The sequence below is a fragment of the Micropruina sp. genome (genome assembly GCF_047602385.1).
Classification (GTDB): Bacteria; Actinomycetota; Actinomycetes; order Propionibacteriales; family Propionibacteriaceae; genus Micropruina.
The window spans coordinates 950,475-968,603 of record NZ_JASGHL010000002.1 but is presented as its reverse complement, the minus strand read 5'-3'; the positions used below and the strand labels follow the sequence as shown (position 1 = coordinate 968,603).

17 protein-coding genes are annotated in these 18,129 nt (G+C 70.6%); 5 read left to right on the top strand and 12 right to left on the bottom strand.

Annotation, left to right across the window (positions count from 1 at the left end; genetic code table 11):
* Positions 1 to 625: ROK family protein (locus tag QM711_RS09425; protein ID WP_415098599.1), on the bottom strand; the 625-nt coding region annotated here is incomplete at its 3' end.
* Between the two features lie 43 nt (positions 626 to 668).
* On the opposite strand from QM711_RS09425, the gene manA reads away from it, so the two are divergent.
* The gene (gene manA / locus QM711_RS09420; protein ID WP_415098597.1) at positions 669 to 1,931 is read left to right on the top strand and encodes a mannose-6-phosphate isomerase, class I; all 1,263 of its coding nucleotides are present in this window, start codon (positions 669 to 671) and stop codon (positions 1,929 to 1,931) included.
* Here the strand turns inward: manA and QM711_RS09415 are convergent.
* From QM711_RS09415 to QM711_RS09405, 3 genes are all read right to left on the bottom strand, one after another.
* Positions 1,875 to 3,461 (bottom strand): FAD-dependent oxidoreductase, encoded by a 1,587-nt coding sequence (locus QM711_RS09415; RefSeq protein ID WP_415098595.1) that lies wholly within the window; start codon positions 3,459 to 3,461, stop codon positions 1,875 to 1,877. The two genes, manA and QM711_RS09415, sit on opposite strands and share 57 nt — an antisense overlap.
* A gap of 104 nt (positions 3,462 to 3,565) precedes the next feature.
* Positions 3,566 to 6,772, bottom strand: coding sequence for an ATP-binding protein (locus QM711_RS09410; protein ID WP_415098593.1), 3,207 nt, complete (start codon positions 6,770 to 6,772; stop codon positions 3,566 to 3,568).
* 97 nt (positions 6,773 to 6,869) lie between these two features.
* Positions 6,870 to 7,382: a hypothetical protein gene (locus tag QM711_RS09405; protein ID WP_415098591.1), complete on the bottom strand. Its 513-nt coding sequence runs from the start codon at positions 7,380 to 7,382 to the stop codon at positions 6,870 to 6,872.
* Between the two features lie 173 nt (positions 7,383 to 7,555).
* Here QM711_RS09405 and QM711_RS09400 point away from each other — a divergent pair, with 173 nt between their 5' ends.
* A complete protein-coding gene (locus QM711_RS09400) occupies positions 7,556 to 8,416 on the top strand; it encodes an EamA family transporter (RefSeq protein WP_415098589.1) in 861 nt (286 codons plus the stop codon).
* 16 nt (positions 8,417 to 8,432) lie between these two features.
* Here QM711_RS09400 and QM711_RS09395 read toward each other — a convergent pair whose 3' ends face one another.
* On the bottom strand, positions 8,433 to 9,302 hold the full coding sequence (locus QM711_RS09395; RefSeq protein ID WP_415098587.1) for a mechanosensitive ion channel family protein: 870 nt from the start codon (positions 9,300 to 9,302) through the stop codon (positions 8,433 to 8,435).
* An 82-nt stretch (positions 9,303 to 9,384) separates the two neighbouring features.
* Here QM711_RS09395 and QM711_RS09390 point away from each other — a divergent pair, with 82 nt between their 5' ends.
* Positions 9,385 to 10,122, top strand: coding sequence for an SDR family NAD(P)-dependent oxidoreductase (locus QM711_RS09390; protein WP_415098585.1), 738 nt, complete (start codon positions 9,385 to 9,387; stop codon positions 10,120 to 10,122).
* 103 nt (positions 10,123 to 10,225) lie between these two features.
* Here the strand turns inward: QM711_RS09390 and QM711_RS09385 are convergent, their stop codons facing one another.
* From QM711_RS09385 to QM711_RS09360, 6 genes are all read right to left on the bottom strand, one after another.
* Positions 10,226 to 10,933, bottom strand: a complete 708-nt coding sequence (locus QM711_RS09385; RefSeq protein ID WP_415098583.1) for an ABC transporter ATP-binding protein — start codon at positions 10,931 to 10,933, stop codon at positions 10,226 to 10,228.
* The gene (locus QM711_RS09380; protein WP_415098581.1) at positions 10,926 to 11,768 is read right to left on the bottom strand and encodes an ABC transporter ATP-binding protein; all 843 of its coding nucleotides are present in this window, start codon (positions 11,766 to 11,768) and stop codon (positions 10,926 to 10,928) included. The genes QM711_RS09385 and QM711_RS09380 overlap by 8 nt, the downstream gene beginning before the upstream one ends.
* The gene (locus QM711_RS09375; RefSeq protein ID WP_415098579.1) at positions 11,765 to 13,495 is read right to left on the bottom strand and encodes a branched-chain amino acid ABC transporter permease; all 1,731 of its coding nucleotides are present in this window, start codon (positions 13,493 to 13,495) and stop codon (positions 11,765 to 11,767) included. The genes QM711_RS09380 and QM711_RS09375 overlap by 4 nt, the downstream gene beginning before the upstream one ends.
* Positions 13,492 to 14,436, bottom strand: a complete 945-nt coding sequence (locus QM711_RS09370) for a branched-chain amino acid ABC transporter permease (RefSeq protein WP_415098577.1) — start codon at positions 14,434 to 14,436, stop codon at positions 13,492 to 13,494. Before QM711_RS09370 ends, QM711_RS09375 begins: the two co-directional genes overlap by 4 nt.
* A gap of 66 nt (positions 14,437 to 14,502) precedes the next feature.
* Positions 14,503 to 15,711 carry a branched-chain amino acid ABC transporter substrate-binding protein gene (locus QM711_RS09365; protein WP_415098575.1) on the bottom strand — a complete coding sequence of 403 codons (1,209 nt, stop codon included), beginning with the start codon at positions 15,709 to 15,711 and terminating at the stop codon, positions 14,503 to 14,505.
* Between the two features lie 224 nt (positions 15,712 to 15,935).
* On the bottom strand, positions 15,936 to 16,682 hold the full coding sequence (locus QM711_RS09360) for an SIR2 family NAD-dependent protein deacylase (protein ID WP_415098573.1): 747 nt from the start codon (positions 16,680 to 16,682) through the stop codon (positions 15,936 to 15,938).
* 94 nt (positions 16,683 to 16,776) lie between these two features.
* On the opposite strand from QM711_RS09360, the gene QM711_RS09355 reads away from it, so the two are divergent.
* Together QM711_RS09355 and QM711_RS09350 are read left to right on the top strand one after the other, a co-directional pair.
* Positions 16,777 to 17,040, top strand: a complete 264-nt coding sequence (locus tag QM711_RS09355; RefSeq protein ID WP_415098571.1) for a hypothetical protein — start codon at positions 16,777 to 16,779, stop codon at positions 17,038 to 17,040.
* Complete coding sequence (locus tag QM711_RS09350) at positions 17,037 to 17,420, top strand: hypothetical protein (protein WP_415098569.1); 384 nt, start codon at positions 17,037 to 17,039, stop codon at positions 17,418 to 17,420. Before QM711_RS09355 ends, QM711_RS09350 begins: the two co-directional genes overlap by 4 nt.
* A gap of 37 nt (positions 17,421 to 17,457) precedes the next feature.
* Here the strand turns inward: QM711_RS09350 and QM711_RS09345 are convergent, their stop codons facing one another.
* A complete protein-coding gene (locus tag QM711_RS09345) occupies positions 17,458 to 17,985 on the bottom strand; it encodes a hypothetical protein (protein ID WP_415098567.1) in 528 nt (175 codons plus the stop codon).
* Positions 17,986 to 18,129: the final 144 nt, after the last annotated feature.

The following is an 18,129-nucleotide window of genomic DNA, read 5'->3' as shown; positions in this document are numbered from 1 at the left end:
CCAGTTGCTCGCCGTCGTTGCCCGTCCAGCCCTGGGATCGGGCCCAGGTCACGGTGTGCGGGCCGGAGGCCAATTCTTCGACGGTCGCGGCGGCGGCGGAGTCCTCGACCCGGTCGACGATCACCTGTCCGAGATGGCCGGCGTTGCCGGTGGCTCCGGCGATCACCCGGCCGTCGGAGATGATGCCGCCACCGACGCCGGTCGACACCACGAAGACGATGGCGTTGCGGACGCCGCGGGCCGCGCCCAGCCACAGCTCGGCCAGCGCGATGCAGGTGCCGTCCAACCGGAGCCGGACGTCACTGAGTCCGGACGACTCGCGCACCACGTCCACGATCGGGAAGTCGCGCAGCCCGGTCAGGTTGATCGGCGAGATCGCTCCCAGCGGCAGGTTCAGCGGGCCGGCCGATCCGATACCGGCGGCGGTCACGTCCGGCCACTGCGGCGAGGCCAGCGCGGGCCGCAGGGCGGAGGCGAGGCTGGCCGTCGCGGCGTCCGGGGTGGACGCGCCGGTGGCGCCCATCGCGGCCCGGCCGCGAGTCCCCTCGATAATGGTGCCGGCGGCGTCGATCAGGGCCGCCTCGACCTTGGTTCCGCCGAGGTCGATCGACAGCGCAGTCGTCATGGCGGCACCGTAGCCTGATTCGATAGCTCAGAGTAGGAGTTCGTTGTTCATCGAGCTGACCAATACCCCCCGCGACTACGCCTGGGGTTCCTACGACGGCGTCGCCGCGTTCACCGGCCATCCGGCCAGCGGCGAACCCGAGGCCGAACTGTGGCTCGGCAGCCACCCCGGATCACCCAGCCGGACGCCGCGGACCTTCCCGCCCAGCGAGGGTGGCCACGACACGCTGCGGGACTGGGTGGCCGCCGAGCCCGGGCCACTTCTCGGCGACCCGGACGCCGTCGAGCTGCCGATCCTGCTCAAGGTGCTCGCCGCCCGGACGCCGTTGTCGCTGCAGGTGCATCCCAGCCCTGCCCAGGCGGCGCAGGGTTACACCGACGAGGTCTCCCGCGGCATCGGCGTCGACGCGTTCAGCCGCAACTACAAGGACCCTTATCCCAAGCCGGAGATCATCGTCGCGGTCACCGACTTCGAGGGATTGTGCGGGTTCCGGCCCAGCGCCGAGGTGGCTGCCTTCGCCGCCGACCTGGCCCGGCTGGCGGCCGACTCCAGGCTGACGCCGTCCAGCCCGGCGCTGTCCCGGTTGCTCGGCCTGCTGGCCGAGCCCACCGCGATGGAGCCGATCGTCGACTGGCTGCTGTCCGGCGAATCGTCGGCGGCCGACGGCGTGGCGCAGGTGATCAGCCTTGCCGGCTCGCCCGAGGCCATGCACACCGCCAGTGCCGCCACCTTCCGAACCATTCGCGAACTGGCGGCGCACTATCCGGGTGACCCCGGGGTGGTGATCGCGGCACTGCTCAACCGAGTCACCCTGCGGCCGGGGGAGTGCCTGTTCGCCGCGGCCGGCGTCCTGCACGCATACCTGCACGGGGTCGGCATCGAGCTGATGACGGCCAGCGACAACGTGCTGCGCGGCGGGCTGACCCCCAAGCACGTCGACACCGGCGAACTGCTGCGAGTGCTGTCCTTCGACCAGGGCGGGCCCTCGGTGCTGGCGCCGCGGCGTCCGTCGGAGAACGTCACCGTGTACCAGCCGCCGGCGCCGTTCGCGCTGACCGTGGCCGAGGTGACCGGACGCCCCGAGCCGTTGCCCGGCGGTCCCGCCATCCTGCTCGTCGAGCGGGGCGCGGTCACGGTGACCGGCACGGACGCCACGGTCACCCTGGGGCGTGGTCAGGCGGTGTTCGTGCCCGCGTCCGAGCCCGAGATCACGGTCAGCGGAAACGGACGGCTCTGGCTGGCGACCGCCTCAGCTCGCCATTCGGGCCGCACGCTCGTCGACCGAGGAGCGCCGGCCGAGCGCTAGCGCGACCGCGGCGCTCAGGTCACCAGACCCGGCCGGTGCGCCGTCCGGTTGCTGCCAGGCGACGTGGCCGTCCGGCCGGACCAGCACCGCTCCAGTTGCGCCGAGGCGGTAGGTCTCCTCCAGCCGACCGTCGGTGTCGATCAGTTCGGCGCCCACCCGGTAGCTGACGACCGGAACGCCGGCGAGCGCCAGCTGCTCCGCGGCCGCTTGCCAGCCCTCGCCGTCCGGCCCGACCAACAGGACGAGGGTCTCGCCGACCAGGTCGAGCGTCGAGATCCGCCGTCCGCCGACCTCGATCCAGGCGTGCGGCGCACGGCTCCCCGCGAGGCTGCCGGCACCGATCACATCGGAGTCGTAGGTCACCCCGAAGTCGTGCTCGAGGGCCTTGGCGCCGCCGGTGCCCATCGCGGTGACCAGGGACGCCTCAGCGTTGGCTCGGCCGACCGGACGCCGCTCCTGGTCATAGGAGTCCAGCAGCGGCTCGCCGGCCAGGCCGCGCACCGCCCAGGCCAGCTTCCAGCCCAGGTTGTGGCCGTCGGCGATGCCCGTGTTCATCCCGGTGGCGCCGCGCGGCGTCGTCCGGTGGGCGGCGTCGCCGACCAGGAACACCGGTCCGACCCGCTGCGGGCAGACGTACGCGGCGCCGAAGTCCCAGGGGAACAGTCCCTCGACCCTCGGGTTCAGTTCGTTGCGGCCGGTGACCGCACGCAGCCGCGCGACCATCCGCTCGGCCGGCCAGTCGGCCAGCGTCTCGCCGCGTTCCGGATGCCACTCGATGTCGTAGATCCAGCGGTTCCGTTCGCCGCTGGTAACCAGCATGCCCTCGACGCCGGGCCCCACGGTCATGGTCAGCACGTGTGGCGGATCGGCCGCCAACCCGCTGAGGTCCGCGTGGAACAGCAGGCTGAGGTGATTCCCCTCCGAGCCGAGATCGATGACCTGGACCCCCAGCAGGTCCCGGACCGTGCTGCGGGCACCGTCGGCGCCGACGACGTAGCGGGCGGTGATCAGCTCGGGTCCGTCCGCGGTCTGCAGCTCGGCGGTGACCGGTCCCTGGTCGAGGCCGGACCAGTGCAGATCGGTGAGCCGGCGTCCGAACCGGGCCTCGGTCCGCCAGCCGTTCCGGGGATCCAGCAGCTGATCGAGCAGGAGCCGCTCAAGACGGTCCTGCGGGTAGACCGCCATCCCGCTCGGACTGACTCCGGCCAGGTCGTCGGCTTCCGGCAGGCCCATGTCGATCTCGTCTCCGGGCACCGGCAGCATCGGCGTGATCCGCATGGTCAACCGGGCCGGCTGCGCCTCGGTGAGCACGGTCTCCTCCAGGCCCCAGCCGCGCAGGATCTCCATGCTCCGTGGCCGTAGCCCGGTCGCCTTGGGAAAGCGGGACAGGCCCGGATGCTTCTCGACCAACAACACGGACGCCCCGTGCCGGGCCGCGCTGATGGCGGCGCTGAGGCCGGAGGGTCCGGCCCCGACGACCAGGACGTCCCAGTCGGTTGTGGTGGTGTCTTTCGACGGATTGGCGGGCATCTCGGCTCCTTGGTGATCGGTTGCGTTTGTTCGCGATCACCACTGTCCGGTTCCGGTCGAGGCTGCCGGATCCGTGCCGGGTACGGAGTTAAGGACGTGCTTCCCTACGCCGGCTCCGACTCCACTACCGCCGCCCAGGCGGTGAGCTCGGCGCGATTGGTGGTGCCCGACTTGACCAGCAGGTTGGCGATGTGGGTCTCCACGGTTCGGGTGGAGAGGAACAGCCGGCCGGCGATCGCGGCGTTGGTCGCGCCGTCCTGGATCAGCCGCAGCACGTCGACCTCGCGGCTGGTCACCCCGGCCGCCCGCAGCCCGGCGGGCACCGTCGCATCGCCGCGGCCCCGGCGGCTGGGTGCGCCGGCCGCCCGCAGCAGGTCACGACAGCGCCGCGCCAGCAGGTCCTCGCCGGCCTCCTCGAAGGCGGCCAGGTCGATCCGGAGTTGCGGCACCGGGTCGCCCCAGCCGTCCGCGATCGCCGACTCGAGGACGAGCAGGCGCAGGAACCGCCGCCACCAGGGCACCGGAGCCAGCAGGGCGTCCCCGTCGGCCAACGCCGCCTCGGCCCCCTTGCCGTCGCCGGATCGTCCGGCGACGACGGCGTCGGCGTAGCGGACGGCGCCCCGGTTGGCGCGGCGCAGGCCGGCGGTCTGATCGGCGAGGACCGAGCGCGGCTCGGTGGCGTGGCCGTGCACCACCGTCTGCACCAGCACCCAGGCTCCGAATATCGCGAGCGGAGCGGATGCCAGGTGAGCCGCGATCGGACGCATCGCCTGGTTCAGCAGTCCGGCCGACCTGGGCAGGTCGCGGCGGACCAGGGCTGCGAGGGCACGGTTGCCGACCACCTGGGAGCGGTTGTCCGGCGGCAGGCCGTCGACTTCGGCCGGGGCACCGCCGAACTCGTCGACGGGCTCCTCCCCGGTCATGGCGCGGCGGGTGCCCAGCAGGATCTGCGCGGTGCTGGCCAGGAACGGGATCCGGGCGAGGCGCCCGAACTCGGCGAGCCGGGTCGCCGGACCGGTGTCGCTGGACGGCCCGTCGTGGACGAGCAGGTGGTCGGTGAGCAGCAGGTCGGCCTGCGCCGCCCGGCCCAGCATGCCGGCGTCCAGGGCGGTGTCGCGCAACTCGGCGATGGCGTCCGGGCTCTCGTCGAGCAGCATCTCGATCGTGCCCATCCCGAACAGCGCCTCCACCCGCCAGGGCAGCAGCCCGTTCTCGCCGGCCACCTGCGCCGCCTCCGCGAAGGCTCCCCGAGCGGCCTCCGGTCGGGTGGGGCGCAACGCACGGGCGTGTGCGCACAGCGCCTCGCACAACTCGGCGGGCCTGCCCTCCCGGCGGGCGAGATCGATCGCGGCGACCGCGTGGCTCTCCGCTTCGGCGAGCCTGCCGGCCGCGTGGGCCGCGTCCGACAACAGGATCAGCGAGGGGCATCCGGGCAGGCGTCCGGCCCGGGCGACCAGCTCGCCGACTTCGTCCCATCGACCCGCTTCGACGGCAGCCCGGGCGAGCCGCAGGCACAGCTCGGCATGTTCCTCGCCGCGGGCTTCGGCGAGGACGGGTCGGCCGAGTTCGAGGGCGTCGGTGGCGTGGCCGTCCAACACGAGCAGCGCCACCCTGGTGGTCGTGGCGGCCACCCGCCGGCGTCCGGTTCGCTCGGCGTTGGCAAGCAGTTCCGCTGCCGTCCGCAGTCCGCCGACGGCCATCGCGGCACGGGCCTGGTCGAGCCACAGCTCGGCCGCCCGGTCCGGTTCGCCGGCCGTGATCAGCAACTCGGCGGCGGTGCCGGCTCCCTCGTCGGGATCGCGGGCCAGCAGTTGATCGACGACGGCGCGGGCCAGCGCTCGTCGTTCCGGCGGCAGCATCGTCGACCAGATCACGTGACGGATCAGGCCGTGCCGCCAGGCGAGCTCGCCGGCGTCAAGGGTCAGCAGGTTCAGCTCGACCGCCCGCCGGAACCCCGCCGCGGCATCGGCCGGCTCGACGCCGGCCGCGGCGGGAATCAGGTCCCAGTCCGGGTGCCTACCCATCACCGCGGCCGCGGCGAGCAGCTGACGCTGGTCGGCGGAGAGCGCGGCGAGCCGGGCATGGACGAGCGCGGCGAAACCGGTCGGCGCGAGCCGGGCGCCCGGGTCGCTGTCGGCTGCCGCGGCGGCCAGCTCGGCCGCCACCAGCGGCAGGCCCTCGGCGCGTTCGGCGATCGCCGCGACGGTCTGGGCCGGAAGGTCGCGGCCGGCGCCGATCAGGGCGGTGACGGCGGCGTCCGGCAGGCGCGGCAGGGTGAGCCGGGTGACCGCGGGGTTCGCCGCCAGCCGGTCCAGCGCCGGCGATTCCGGCCAGTCCCGGCGTCCGAGCGCGAGCAGCACCGGGTGGCCGGGGATCCGGTCCAGCAGATGCTCCAGCACCGCGACAGTGTCCGGGTCGGCGTCCGAGGCATCGTCGAGCACCAGGACGCCGAACTCGGCACCTGGCCCGATCAGGATCTGCAGGATGCCCTCGGCGACCATCAGGGCGGGGTCGACGCCGGCGTCGGTGGGTTCCTCATGGGGTGTGCCGAAGCCGGGCACCAGCCGGTCGACCGCGGCCCGGTACGGCCGGAGCCCAGGCGAGTCGCGGATCGCCGGAGACCGCCACGGATCGATCAGCGCGTGGGCCAGCGGTCGGTAGGGCCGGCCGGACGCCGCCGCGCGTCCCCACAACACCCGTCCCCCGGCGGCGGTGACGCCGGTTCGCAACGCGTCCAGCAGGGCGGTTTTGCCGATTCCCGGCTCGCCGGAGACCATCAGCGCCGAGCCGTGGCCGTGGCGGGCGTCATCGATCAGCCGATCGAGAACGGCCAGTTCAGCCGACCGGCCGACCAATGGCTCGGCGTCGGACCGCGCGGGGGATGGCCGGTCAGGCAGCTCACCGGGACTCGGGGTGGCCGACACCGGTGCGGATGCGAGCTCGACCGGCGGCGACTCGCCGGCGTTGACCCCGACCGGGGCGATGAACCGGTAGCCCCGGCCGTGCACGGTCAGGATCACCCGCTGCGCCCGGCCGTCGTCGTCCACCGCCCGCCGAGCCTGCTTGATCCGGGTGCTGACGGCGGTCTCGCTGACGAACCGGCCGCCCCAGACCTCGTCCATCAGCTCTTCCTTGCTGACCAGCCGGTCGCGGTGCCGCAGCAGATAAGCCAGGACATCGAAGGACTGCGGCTCCATCGGCACCCGGACGCCGGCCCGGCGCAGCTCGAAGCCGGCCGGGTCGAGTTCGAAGTCCCCGAACGCGACGGCGCCCGGCCCATCCGGTCGGTTCGTCGCCTGCCCGCCGTCCACGGGGAACATCTTGGTGCATTCCCCACGGAGCAGCGCAACGGCGGGAGGACGACAGACTCGTCCTCCCGCCGAGGCATCCCGCCATCCGGATGGCCGTTCAGCTCACCGCATTGGTGACCGTGACCAGCGTGTGCACGTAGTCACCGCCGGCGCCGTCGGTGTACACCCAGAACGACCGGGTGGTGTTCGGGGCGATGTCGACGTCCACCGCAGAGGTGACCGTGCTGCCGTGCCAGTAGAAGCTGAGCGCCTGGCGGTCCTTGACGTGCACCGTGCCGGTGCTGTCGGTCTCGGTGACGTAGAGGTTGTCGGTGCCGTAGGTGTCGTCGGCCTGCTTCGAGGTGACGAAGACGTTGCCCAGGTAGGAGGTCGGGTTGGCCTCGCCGGCATGGATGGACTGGGTTCCGGTGCGGTACGACGAGGCGTCCGCCTTGTGGAAGAGGTTGTTCTGATGAACGTTGAACTGGAAGCTGGCCGTCACCGTGTGCGACTTCTGGTAGGTCGGCGAGGTGGCCTGCGCCTGGCCGGCGGTGCCCAGCAGGGCGGCCGCGGAGAGGCCAGCGGTTGCCAGTGCCAGGCCGGTGCGGGCCAGCGTCTTGGTTGAGAACATGTGGTGCTCCTTGGTGTGAGCAGGCGCGCTTTCGGTCGCGTCTGCGGTCGGTGTCCCGCGGCTCTTCCGCGGCGACAGCGAGAACTCTTCCGGTCCCGGCCCGGCGGAACTTGGCGGCGGTGTGGAGAGACCGTGGCGAACTCGGGCGACGTGGGATGTGCGATAGTCCGGACGTGCGTACCGCCTTGTCCCGGATCGATCCGGTGGCCCTGGTGCTGATCGGGATCGCCTCGGTGCAACTGGGTGCGGCGTTCGCGAAGGATCTGTTCGCGCTCAGCACGCCGACCGCGACCGCCTGGCTGCGGCTCTGCTTCGCCAGCCTGATCTTCCTGACCTTCGCCCGGCCCCGGCTGCGCGGACGGCGTCCGCGCGAGTGGGCGATCGTGGCCGGCTACGGCCTGGCCCTGGCCGGGATGAACTGGGCGATCTACGCCAGCTTCGCGCGGATCCCGATCGGGGTCGCGGTCACCGTGGAGTTCCTCGGGCCGCTGGCGGTCGCGGTGGCCGGTTCGCGGCGTCCGCGCGATCTGATCTGGGTCGGGTTGGCCGGGCTGGGCGTCGCCCTGCTCGGCTTGCAGCCGATCGAGGCGGACTGGATCGGCCTCGGCCTGGCGCTGCTGGCCGGAGCGCTGTGGGCCGGCTACATCGTGCTCGCCGGGCCGACCGGACGGCACTTCGAGGGCGTCTCCGGGGTGACCGTGGCCAGCATCATCGGTGCGGTGCTGCTAGCGCCGGCGGCGCTGGTATTCGGTGACCCGGTGTTCAGCCCGCACGTCCTGTGGGTGGCGCTGGCGGTCGGGTTGCTGTCGTCGGTGATTCCGTACGGACTTGAGATGGTGGCGCTGCGGCGGATGCGGCCCGGGCTGTTCGGCATTCTGATGAGCCTCGAACCGGCAGCCGCGGCGCTGTTCGCCCTGCTGCTGCTGGGCGAGCGGCTCAGCCTGATCGAGTGCGCAGCGATGGCGTGCGTGGTCGTCGCCAGCGTCGGTGCCACCCGGTCCGCCGGTCCCGCCGTCCAGCCGCCCCGGGACTGAGGGTCGCGGTCGCGCCTCAGGGCAGCGGCGTCGGGGCGGGCAACACCCGCGGCCCCTTCACCCCGGCCTCCTTCATCGCCTGGATCGCCCCGTCGAGGATCGCCCGCTGGACCCCGCCCTGTTGGTTGGGCTGCGTCTTGGCGACGATCCGGATCGTCAGCCGGCCTGCCTCGACGGCCTGGACGCCGACCACCTTGGGCTCTTCGAGAAGCACCTGCTCCCACTCCGGGTCGGTGGCCACGGCGACGACCACGTCGTGCAGGATCCTGGTCACCTTGGCGGAGTCCTCGGAACTGTCCACCGGGATGTCGATGGTGGCCGTCGACCAGCCCTGGGACTGGTTGCCGACCCGGGCGATCTCGCCGTTGCGGATGTACCAGACCTGGCCGTCGCCGTCCCGCACCCGGGTCACCCGCAGGCCGACGTCCTCGACGGTGCCGATGACGTCGCCCAGATCGACCAGGTCGCCGACGCCGTACTGGTCCTCGATGATCATGAAGATGCCGGAGAGGTAGTCCCGGACCAGGCTCTGGGCGCCGATGCCGAGCGCGACGCCGCCCACGCCGGCGGAGGCCAGTACCGGGGTGAGTGGCACGCCCAGGGTGGCCAGCACCGTCAGCACGGTCAGCACCGCGATCACCACATTGGTGAGGCTGCGCAGCAGCGAGCCCATGGTGGCGGCCCGCGCGGCGTAGCGGGCCAGGTGCAGCGGCTCGTCCTGGCTGCCCTGCGAACGGCGCCGGTGGGTGGCCCGGTCGACGGCCAGATCGGATGCCCGGCGGATGGCCCGGACCAGCAACCAGCGGCCGACCAGCGCAATGACCAGGGTGGCCGCGATGATCAACGGCGTCTCCGGCCAGTTCCACTCGATCACCTGCGGCATCATGGCGTCCATTCTCCCGGTCGGACGCCGCCGCCAGCAAAGCGCCGCTGCCGGTACCCGGTATGCGCCCGGTAGCGTGCCGGGCATGAGTCAATCCCGGGTTGCCCTGGTCACCGGAGCCTCCCGCGGGCTCGGCGCGGTGATCGCGCGCCGGCTCGGTGCCGCCGGCTGGGCGGTGGCGGTCAACTATCGCTCGGCCGCCGAACGCGCCGAGCGGGTGGTCGGCGACATCCGGGCCGATGGTGGCCGGGCGGCGTCCTATGCCGCCGACGTGACCGACGAGGGAGCGGTCGCCGACCTGGTCGCACGGATCGAAGGCGATCTCGGCCCGGTGCTCGCCGTGGTGGCCAACGCCACCGGGCCGCAGCCGAATGCGAACCTCGACGAGCTGACCTGGGACGCCTACCTCGACCAGTTCCGGTTCTTCGTGAAGAGCCCGACGCTGCTGGCCCAGGCGGTGCTGCCGGCGATGAAGCGGCACCGGTTCGGACGGCTGGTCCTGATCGGCTCGGACATGGTCGACCGGGCCTTGCCCGGCTCGTCCGCCTATGCCGCGGCCAAGGCGGCCGAGGCCGAACTGGTGAAGGTCTGGGCCCGCGAACTGGGTCCGCACCGGATCACCGTCAACCTCGTCGCCCCCGGTTGGATCCCGGTGGAACGCCATGTCGGCGCCGACCCGTCCGGCTATCTCGGTGAGGTGCCGCTGGGACGGATGGGCACCCCGGACGACATCGCCGGCCTGGTCGCCTACCTGGCCTCGGACGCCGCCGGCTTCGTCACTGCCCAACGGGTCAGCGTCAACGGCGGCCACACCATCGGGTGACCAAGAGAACCGTCCCCGGTGACCAAGAGAACCGTCCCCCTGGTCACCGGGGACGGTTCTTCCGGTCACCGGGGACGGTTCTCCTGGTCACTTCACTCGGGGGTCAGTCTTCGCCGAGGTAGGCGCGCTTCACCCGGTCGTCGCCGAGCAGTTGCTCGCCGGTGCCGTCCAGGGTGATCTGACCGACCTCGAGGACGTAGGCGCGGTCGGAGAGCTTCAGGGCGGCGGCCGCATTCTGCTCGACCAGCAGGATCGTCACGCCCTCGGACTGCAACGCCCGGATGGTCGACATGATCCGCTGCATCATCAGCGGGGAGAGCCCCATCGACGGCTCGTCGAGCATCAGCAGCCGCGGACGGCTCATCATCGCCCGGCCGATCGCCAGCATCTGCTGCTCGCCGCCGGAGAAGGTGCCGGCCGGCTGGCTGCGCCGCTCGCGAAGGATCTCGAACAGGTCGTAGACCCGGTCCAGGTCCTCGGCGATACCGGCGGCGTCCGAGCGGGCGAACGCGCCGAGCATCAGATTGTCCTCGACGGTCAGCCGCGGGAAGATCCGGCGTCCCTCGGGCGAATGGGCCAGGCCCTTGACCACCACCTTGTGGGCGGGGGTGCGGTCGATCCGTTCGCCCTCGAACCAGATCTCGCCGGACTCGGCGCGTAGCAGCCCCGAGATGGTGCGCAGTGTGGTGGTCTTTCCGGCGCCGTTGGTGCCGAGCAGCGACACCACCTGGCCCTGCTCGACGGCGAAGCTGATCCCCTTGACCGCCTTCACCTTGCCGTAGGCGACCACCAGATCCTTGACCTCAAGCATCGTCCGCTCCGTCCTCCGAATCCGGGGATCCGATGTAGGCCTCGATCACCCGCGGATCGGACTGCACCTGCGCCGCCGTCCCCTCGACCAGAGTCTTGCCTCGCACCAGGCACAGGACGCGGTCGCACAGATTGAAGATGAACCGCATGTCGTGCTCGATCACCACGACCGCCAGCCCGGAGTCCCGGATCCGGAAGATCAGCTCCTCGGCCTGCCGGGTCTCCTGCGGGTTCATTCCCGCGGTCGGCTCGTCGAGCAGCAGCAGCTTCGGATCGGTGGCCAGTGCCCGGGCGATCTCGAGTCGGCGCTGGTCGCCGTAGGGCAGGTTCCGGGCCAGGTGACCGCCCTGGCCCTTCATCCCCACGTACTCCAGCAGTTCGGACGCCCGCTCGCGAGTCTGCGCCTCTTCCTGCCGGTACTTCGGGCCACGCAGGATCGAGGTCAACGCCATCGACGAGGTGCGGCAGTAGCGTCCGACCATCACGTTCTCGAGCGCGGTCATGTTGGGGAACAGCCGGATGTTTTGAAACGTCCGAGCCATTCCGGCCACCACGACCTGCCGCGGCTTGGGCGGCAGCAGCTGATCGGCGAACCGCACCTCGCCGCTGGTCGGCTTGTACAACCCGGTCAGGCAGTTGAAGAAGGTGGTCTTGCCGGCCCCGTTCGGGCCGATCAGGCCGACGATCTCGCCCGAATGCACGGTCAGGTCGACATCGTCGACGGCGACCAGGCCACCGAACCGCATGGTCACGTTGCGGGCGACCAGCATCTCGCGCTTGCCGACCTCATGTCCGGACGGCGCCGCCGGCGTGGGCGGCAGGCTGTCGGTGGTCATCGGCGCTCCTCCGCGAATTCATACGGCAGATCGTCGCCGATCTCGTCGACCAGATCCTCGTCGTCGGCATGGAACTCCAGCTGCCGGCGGCTGTTCGGCACCATGCCCTCGGGCCGGAACCGCATCATCAGCACCATCAGCAGCCCGAAGATCAGCATCCGGTACTCGGACAGGAACCGCAGCTTCTCGGGCAGCAGCTTCAGCAGCGTCGCACCGATCAACACACCGAGCACGGTGCCCATCCCGCCCAGCACGACCGCGGCGAGCAGGAAGGCGGACTCCAAGAAGATGTACTGCTCGGGGGTCACCGAGACGTCCACATGCGCCTTGACCGCGCCGGCCAGGCCGGCCAGGAAGGCGCCGCCGGCGAAGGCCAGCAGCTTCAGCCCGAAGACGTTGACGCCCATTGCCTCGGCCGCCTTCTCGTCCTCGCGGATGGCCACCCAGCCGCGTCCGATCCGGGAGGTGTTCAGCCTGGTGAAGACCAGCACCACGAAGGCCATCAGCAGCAGCATCAGGAAGAAGTAGTTCGAGAACCTGCCCAGCGGGATGCCGAGGACGGTGTGGACGGCGCCGAAGTCGAAGCCGAACAGGTTGAGGTCCGGGATCGCCGGGATGCCGGACGAGCCGTGCACCAGATCGGGTCCGTCGGAGCCGTCCAGGTTGTTCATGGTGATCCGGAAGATCTCGCCGAAGGCCAAGGTGACGATGGCGAGGTAGTCCCCGCCGACGCGCAGGGTCGGCGAGCCGATCAGCAGGCCGAAGGACGCCGACACCAGACCGGCGATCAGCATCACCACGATGAACGGCGGCTTCCAGTCGATGGTCGCGAAAACCGACTCGCTCAGCGTGGCCGCGGTGAAGGCGCCGGCGCCCAGGAAGGCGATGTAGCCGAGGTCGAGCAGGCCGGCCAGGCCGACCACGATGTTCAGCCCGATGGCGGTGGCAGCGAACACCAGCACCTGGGTGGCGATCGACATGTTGGCGTCCGAGCCGTTCTGGGTGAACGGGAACAGGAAGGCGACCAGGAACGCAGAGAACACCAGGACCGAGCGATGCCGGCGTCCGATGGCGCTCAGCCAGGCCCCGACGCCGGCAGTCAGGATGATCGCCACCACGGCGGCCAGCAGCACCAGCAGCACCACGAAGACGCCGCCGTCGTCCTGGTCGAGGGCGAAGGCGGCGCTGAACAATCCGATCGCCAGCAGGGCGGCGATGGCCAGGATCTCGATCCAGGGCCGGGACGCCGCCCGGTCCAGGCTGGGCGCCCGCCCGGGGTTCAGCAGCCGGGTGCCCGCCGCGGCCGCGATCGCTGCGGCCAGCGCGATCCAGGCGCCCCACTCGACGTTGACCAGGCCGCCCAGTTCGAGCGCGACGGCGACGATCACGATGCCGATGTAGCCGAGTTGTCCCCAGCTGCCGGCGCGGGCCGCGCGATTCCAGCCCACCCGGTGGATCACCCGGGGACGTCCCGACGCCCGCGGGGTGCGGGCGGCCACGATCCCGCCGGCCAATGCCAGCACGGTCATCACCCCGAGCCCCAGGCCGAGGAATTGCAGAGTGGAGGGGCCGAAGAGGTAGGTCATGTTGTCGAGCGCGTCCGACCCGTAGGCCCAGGGCAGGTAGGCCGACAGCGCGAACACCGCCGCGCCGGCCAGCGCGAGCACCCGGCCCTTCGCGCCGTGGGCACGTTGCAGTTCGGGGGTGATCAGGGTCGACATCTTCATGCCCGGTCCACCACCTTCGCGCCGAGCAGGCCCTGGGGCCGGAAGACCAGGATCAGGATGAGCAGCACGAACGCCCAGACGTCCTTCCAGGACGGTCCGCCGAACTGGCCGGGGATCAGCGTGGTCGCCATCGCCTCGACCACGCCGAGCACCAGGCCGCCGACGACAGCGCCGTTGATGTTGCCGATGCCGCCGAGCACCGCCGCGGTGAAAGCCTTCAAGCCGGCGAGGAAGCCCATCCGGAAGTCGATGTTCGCGTAGCGCAACCCGTGCGCCATCCCCGCGACCGCGGCCAGCGCGGCGCCGAGGGCGAAGGCGACGACGATGATCCGGTCGACGTCGATGCCCATCAGCCGGGCGGTGTCCGGGTCCTGCGAGGTGGCCTGCATCGCGCGTCCGAGCCGGGTGCGGTTGACGAAGTACCACAGGAACATCCAGCACAGCGCCAGCGCGCAGACCGTGAAGATGGCGGAGCGCTGCAGCGCGACCGATCCCAGTTGCACCGGCGGTCCGGTGAAGAATTCGATCTCGGGGAACGGGACGGCCGCTTTCGCGTCCGGGAAGCCGGGGACCTGGCCGAAGAACAGCCGGACGAACTCCTGCAGGAAGATCGAGACGCCGATCGCGGTGATCAGCGGGGCCAGCCGGGGCGCGCTGCGCAGCGGCCGGTAGGCGAAGCGTTCAATGAGGACCGCGGTGCTGGTGGCGACCAGCATGCCGCCGATCAGCATCACCGGAAGCATCCACCACGGCGCGACGCCGCCGTTGCGGCCGAACAGCAGCGAGGTGGCGAGGGCACCGAACGCGCCGACCATGAAGATCTCGCCGTGGGCGAAGTTGATCAGCTGGATGATTCCGTAGACCACCGTGTAGCCGACCGCGATGAGGGCGTAGAGGGCGCCGAGGGAGAGCCCGTTGATGAGTTGATCGAGGAAGGCCACCGGATGTGCTCCTGGTCCTTCTGGGGGGAGCCGCCGGAGCGGCTCCCCCCAGAATCGGTGATCGGACTACTTGGCTTGCGCGGTCTTCAGCGCCGTCCACTTGCCGTCCTTGACGACATCGACGGTCAGCGTCTTGGTGGTGGTGTCCCCGAACTCGTCGAAGGCGACCTTGCCGGTGACCCCCTCGAAGGAGACCTTGCCCAGCGCGTCGATCGTTGCCTGCCGGGCCGAGGAGACATCGGAGGTGTTGGCCAGCGAGACCTTGAGTGCGGCGATCAGGGCATTGGTGGCGTCATAGGCGAAGCCTCCGTAGATGCCCCAGCCATCCTTGTAGCCGGCCGCCTTGTAGGCCTCCACGAAGCTCTTGCCCGATTCCAGCGAATCGATCGGAGCACCGACGACGGTGGCCAGGTCACCCTCGGCGGCCGAGCCGGCGAGCTCGATGTACTTGTCGTCCACGACGCCGTCGCCACCCATCACCGGGACCTTGACGCCCTTGCCGTGCAGCTGCTGCGAGAACGGAGCGGCCAGCTGGAACTCGGTGCCGAAGTAGACCAGGTCGGGGCTCTTCGGCTTGATCAGGTCGATCACGGTGCTGAAGTCGTTCTCGTCGGCGTTCACCGTCTCGTCGGCGACGATGTCACCGCCCAGCTTCTTGAACTCGGCCGCGAAGGCCTTGGCCAAGCCCTGGCCGTAGGGCTTCTTGTCGTTGACCACCGCGATCTTCTTGTAGCCGGCCTCCCAGGCGTACTGGGCGCCGAACGGGCCCTGGACCGCGTCATTGGTGCAGACCCGGAAGTAGTTGGGGTACTGCCGCTTGGGGTTCGCGGCGTCCGGGCCCATGGTCAGCGAGACGCCGGTGTTCCCGGGCGAGATCATGGCGATCTTCGCAGTGTTCAGGATCGGCTGGACGGACTGGGCGACGCCGGAGTTCACGGTGCCGACCACGGCCGCGATCTCCTTGTCGGAGGCCAGTTTGGTGGCGGCGTTGGCACCGACGTCCGGGGTCGCGGTGTCGTCCTGGGCGTCGACCACGATCTTCCAGCCCGGCAGCGTCTTGGCATCGTTGGCCTGCTTGACGGCGAGCTCGACGGAGTTCCTGACGCCGACGCCGAACGGGGCGTTCTTGCCGGTCAGCGGGACGATGATGCCGAGCTTGACCACTTTGTCCGTGCTGGTGCTGGCGGCCGGTTCGGTGCGGCTGCCGCAGGCGGCGAACAGCAGCGACGCGCTCACCAGGGCAGCGGCGCCACCGAGCAGTTTCTTGGTACGCACTTTTCCTCCTTGTCGCTCGCGACTGCGGTCGCGATGATGCGAGAACTATTGCGGGCGAGGACGCGCGGGCGCAGCGAGATGGTCGGATCGTTGGTCGATTGTGACCAGGCTGCAACGTTCGGCGTGCGCGGCTCCGTCCGGTCGGGTGTTGCAGGCATCTAAGCCTTTGTGGAGTCCGAGCGCCAGCGTCGTGGCCGGGTGGTGAGCAGCGAATTCACGCTCGCTCAGCCCAGCAGGGCCGGGACGACCTCGACGATCGACCCACGGTGGACGCTGTGCGCAACCCGGTCGTAGTCGGTCGGTTCGGCATTCACGATGACCACCGGGATTCCGCGGCGGCATGCGTAGGGAACCAGTCCGGCGGCCGGGTGCACGGTCAGCGACGTGCCGATCACCCACAAGACATCGGCTTCGTCGACGGCTGCCACGGCGGCGTCGATGGTGGCGGGGTCGAGGTTCTCCTCGAACAGGATGGTGGTGGCCCGGACGATCCCGCTGTCGTAGGGGCAGCGCGGATCGTTCTCGCCGGCCCGCACCCGGCGCACCATCTCGGTCATCGCGCCGGTCGCCCGGCAGGACTCGCACCGCCAGGTGCGGCTGTTGCCGTGCAGTTCGATCACCAGCTCGGGGTTCGAGCCGGCCAACTGGTGCAGACCGTCGGTGTTCTGGGTGATCAGGCCGGTCAGCCGGGCGCCCTGCTCGAGGCTCACCAGTGCGCGGTGGGCGTGGTTGGGGTGCGCGTCGTAGACCGGCGATTCGGCCCGGAATCGCCAGGCCTTGGCCCGGACGTCCGGGTCCTGTAGGTACCAGGACAGGGTCGAGACCCGTTCGGCGTCCGGGTCGAGGGTCCAGCGGCCCTGCGGGCCGCGGAAGTCGCCGATCCCGGACGCGGTGGAGATCCCGGCGCCGGTGAGCACGGCGACCCGCGCTGCGTCGCGGAGCAGCGCGCGGGCTTCAGCCAGCTCGTCCATCCTTCAGTGTGAACCCGCCGGTAACGGTCCGTCGAGGGTGCGCCGCTCCAGAGGCAGAGCCGTCGTCCGGTACGCAGGCAAATATGATGCAATCATGAGTAAGACGCGGCAGATCTCGGTCACATTGCCCGAGGACCTGATCGAGGCGATCAAGCAGGCGGTTGGACGCGGCGAGGAACGCTCGGTCTCCGCCTACATCGCTCATCGCCTCGCGCCCGGTGCTGCGATGGACGCCTTGTTCTCTGAGTGGGACGCGGAGCGGGGGGCGCCGGGCGCCGACGACCTGGCCTGGGCCGGACGCGAACTCGATCGAGCGCTCGAGGCGCAGGCTGCGGCCGGCCGGGGCGGGGTGGCGTGACCGCTGCACTCGTCCTGGACGCCGGCGCATTGATCGCGATCGAACGCCGCGCCACCCGCATTCAGGCGCTGCTGATGCAGGCGCGCGCTCGGCGGGTGAGCCTCGTCGTCCCCACGCCGGTGGTCGCCCAGGTAGTTCGTTCCGGCGGACGCCAAGCGAATCTGCGCCGGTTCCTCGCCGACTCGACGCTGCGGTTCGCGGCACTGGATCTAGCCGCAGCGTTGGAGGTGGGCTCGCTGCTGGCGGGCAGCGGAAACCCGGACGTCGTCGACGGCTTCGTCGCCGTCTGCGCTCGGCGCCTGGGCGGCTGCCCGGTGGTCACCAGCGATCCGGACGACATCGGCACCGTTGACTCGGCGTTGCCGTTGATCGTGGTCTGAGGGCTCCTTCGCCCTCAGCGCGGGGAACTGATCCGGGTCAGAGCTTGACCACCCTCAGCTGCATCTCCTTGGGGCCGGTGAATTTGCCCTTGGTCACATAGGACTGGCCGCCCGCGGAGATCCGCTTGGTGACCTTGGACTGATACCGGGCGTATCCCCACTCGCAGCGGTAGGTGGTGCCCTTCTTCTGCTTGAAGGTCCGGCTCACGCCGGCCGTCAGGCTGGTGGACTTGACCAGTCCGCCGGTCACGGTCGCACTCACCTTCGCAAAGATCCACGCCTTCAACTCGGCCGAGAGCGACACCGAGACACTCCAGGACGTGGACACGGTCTGAGAGACCGTGCAGGTGCTGGTGGTGTCGACCTTGGACTTCGGCAGCAGGTAGCTGCCCATCCGCTTGAAGCCGACGCTCTTGCCACCGCTGGTGGTGACGCAGATGGTCACCGGCGCGTCCCGGTAGCACTTGGTGTAGGAAGCCGCGTCGGCCGGCGGTGCGGCCAGCGCGGTCGAGGCGACGAGCGCCATGGCGGCGGCCGATGCGCCGGTGATCGTCCTCAGTTTCATCGAAGTACCACCTTCGTACTCTCGCCCTTGACATCACGGGCCCGTCGGTCAGGCTCCTGGAGGGTAATCGGCATCGTACGACGTCCCTGCCGCGCCGGGAAGGTTGGCGGGAATAGGCTCGTCGCGCCGGACGTTGTGGCATCT

Coding starts and splice junctions, on each gene's coding strand:
- QM711_RS09415 (WP_415098595.1), bottom strand. CDS start 3,461: ATGCCCGCCAATCCGTCGAAAGACACCACCACAACCGACTGGGACGTC.
- QM711_RS09405 (WP_415098591.1), bottom strand. CDS start 7,382: ATGTTCTCAACCAAGACGCTGGCCCGCACCGGCCTGGCACTGGCAACC.
- QM711_RS09395 (WP_415098587.1), bottom strand. CDS start 9,302: ATGATGCCGCAGGTGATCGAGTGGAACTGGCCGGAGACGCCGTTGATC.
- QM711_RS09390 (WP_415098585.1), top strand. CDS start 9,385: ATGAGTCAATCCCGGGTTGCCCTGGTCACCGGAGCCTCCCGCGGGCTC.
- QM711_RS09385 (WP_415098583.1), bottom strand. CDS start 10,933: ATGCTTGAGGTCAAGGATCTGGTGGTCGCCTACGGCAAGGTGAAGGCG.
- QM711_RS09380 (WP_415098581.1), bottom strand. CDS start 11,768: ATGACCACCGACAGCCTGCCGCCCACGCCGGCGGCGCCGTCCGGACAT.
- QM711_RS09375 (WP_415098579.1), bottom strand. CDS start 13,495: ATGAAGATGTCGACCCTGATCACCCCCGAACTGCAACGTGCCCACGGC.
- QM711_RS09360 (WP_415098573.1), bottom strand. CDS start 16,682: ATGGACGAGCTGGCTGAAGCCCGCGCGCTGCTCCGCGACGCAGCGCGG.
- QM711_RS09355 (WP_415098571.1), top strand. CDS start 16,777: ATGAGTAAGACGCGGCAGATCTCGGTCACATTGCCCGAGGACCTGATC.
- QM711_RS09345 (WP_415098567.1), bottom strand. CDS start 17,985: ATGAAACTGAGGACGATCACCGGCGCATCGGCCGCCGCCATGGCGCTC.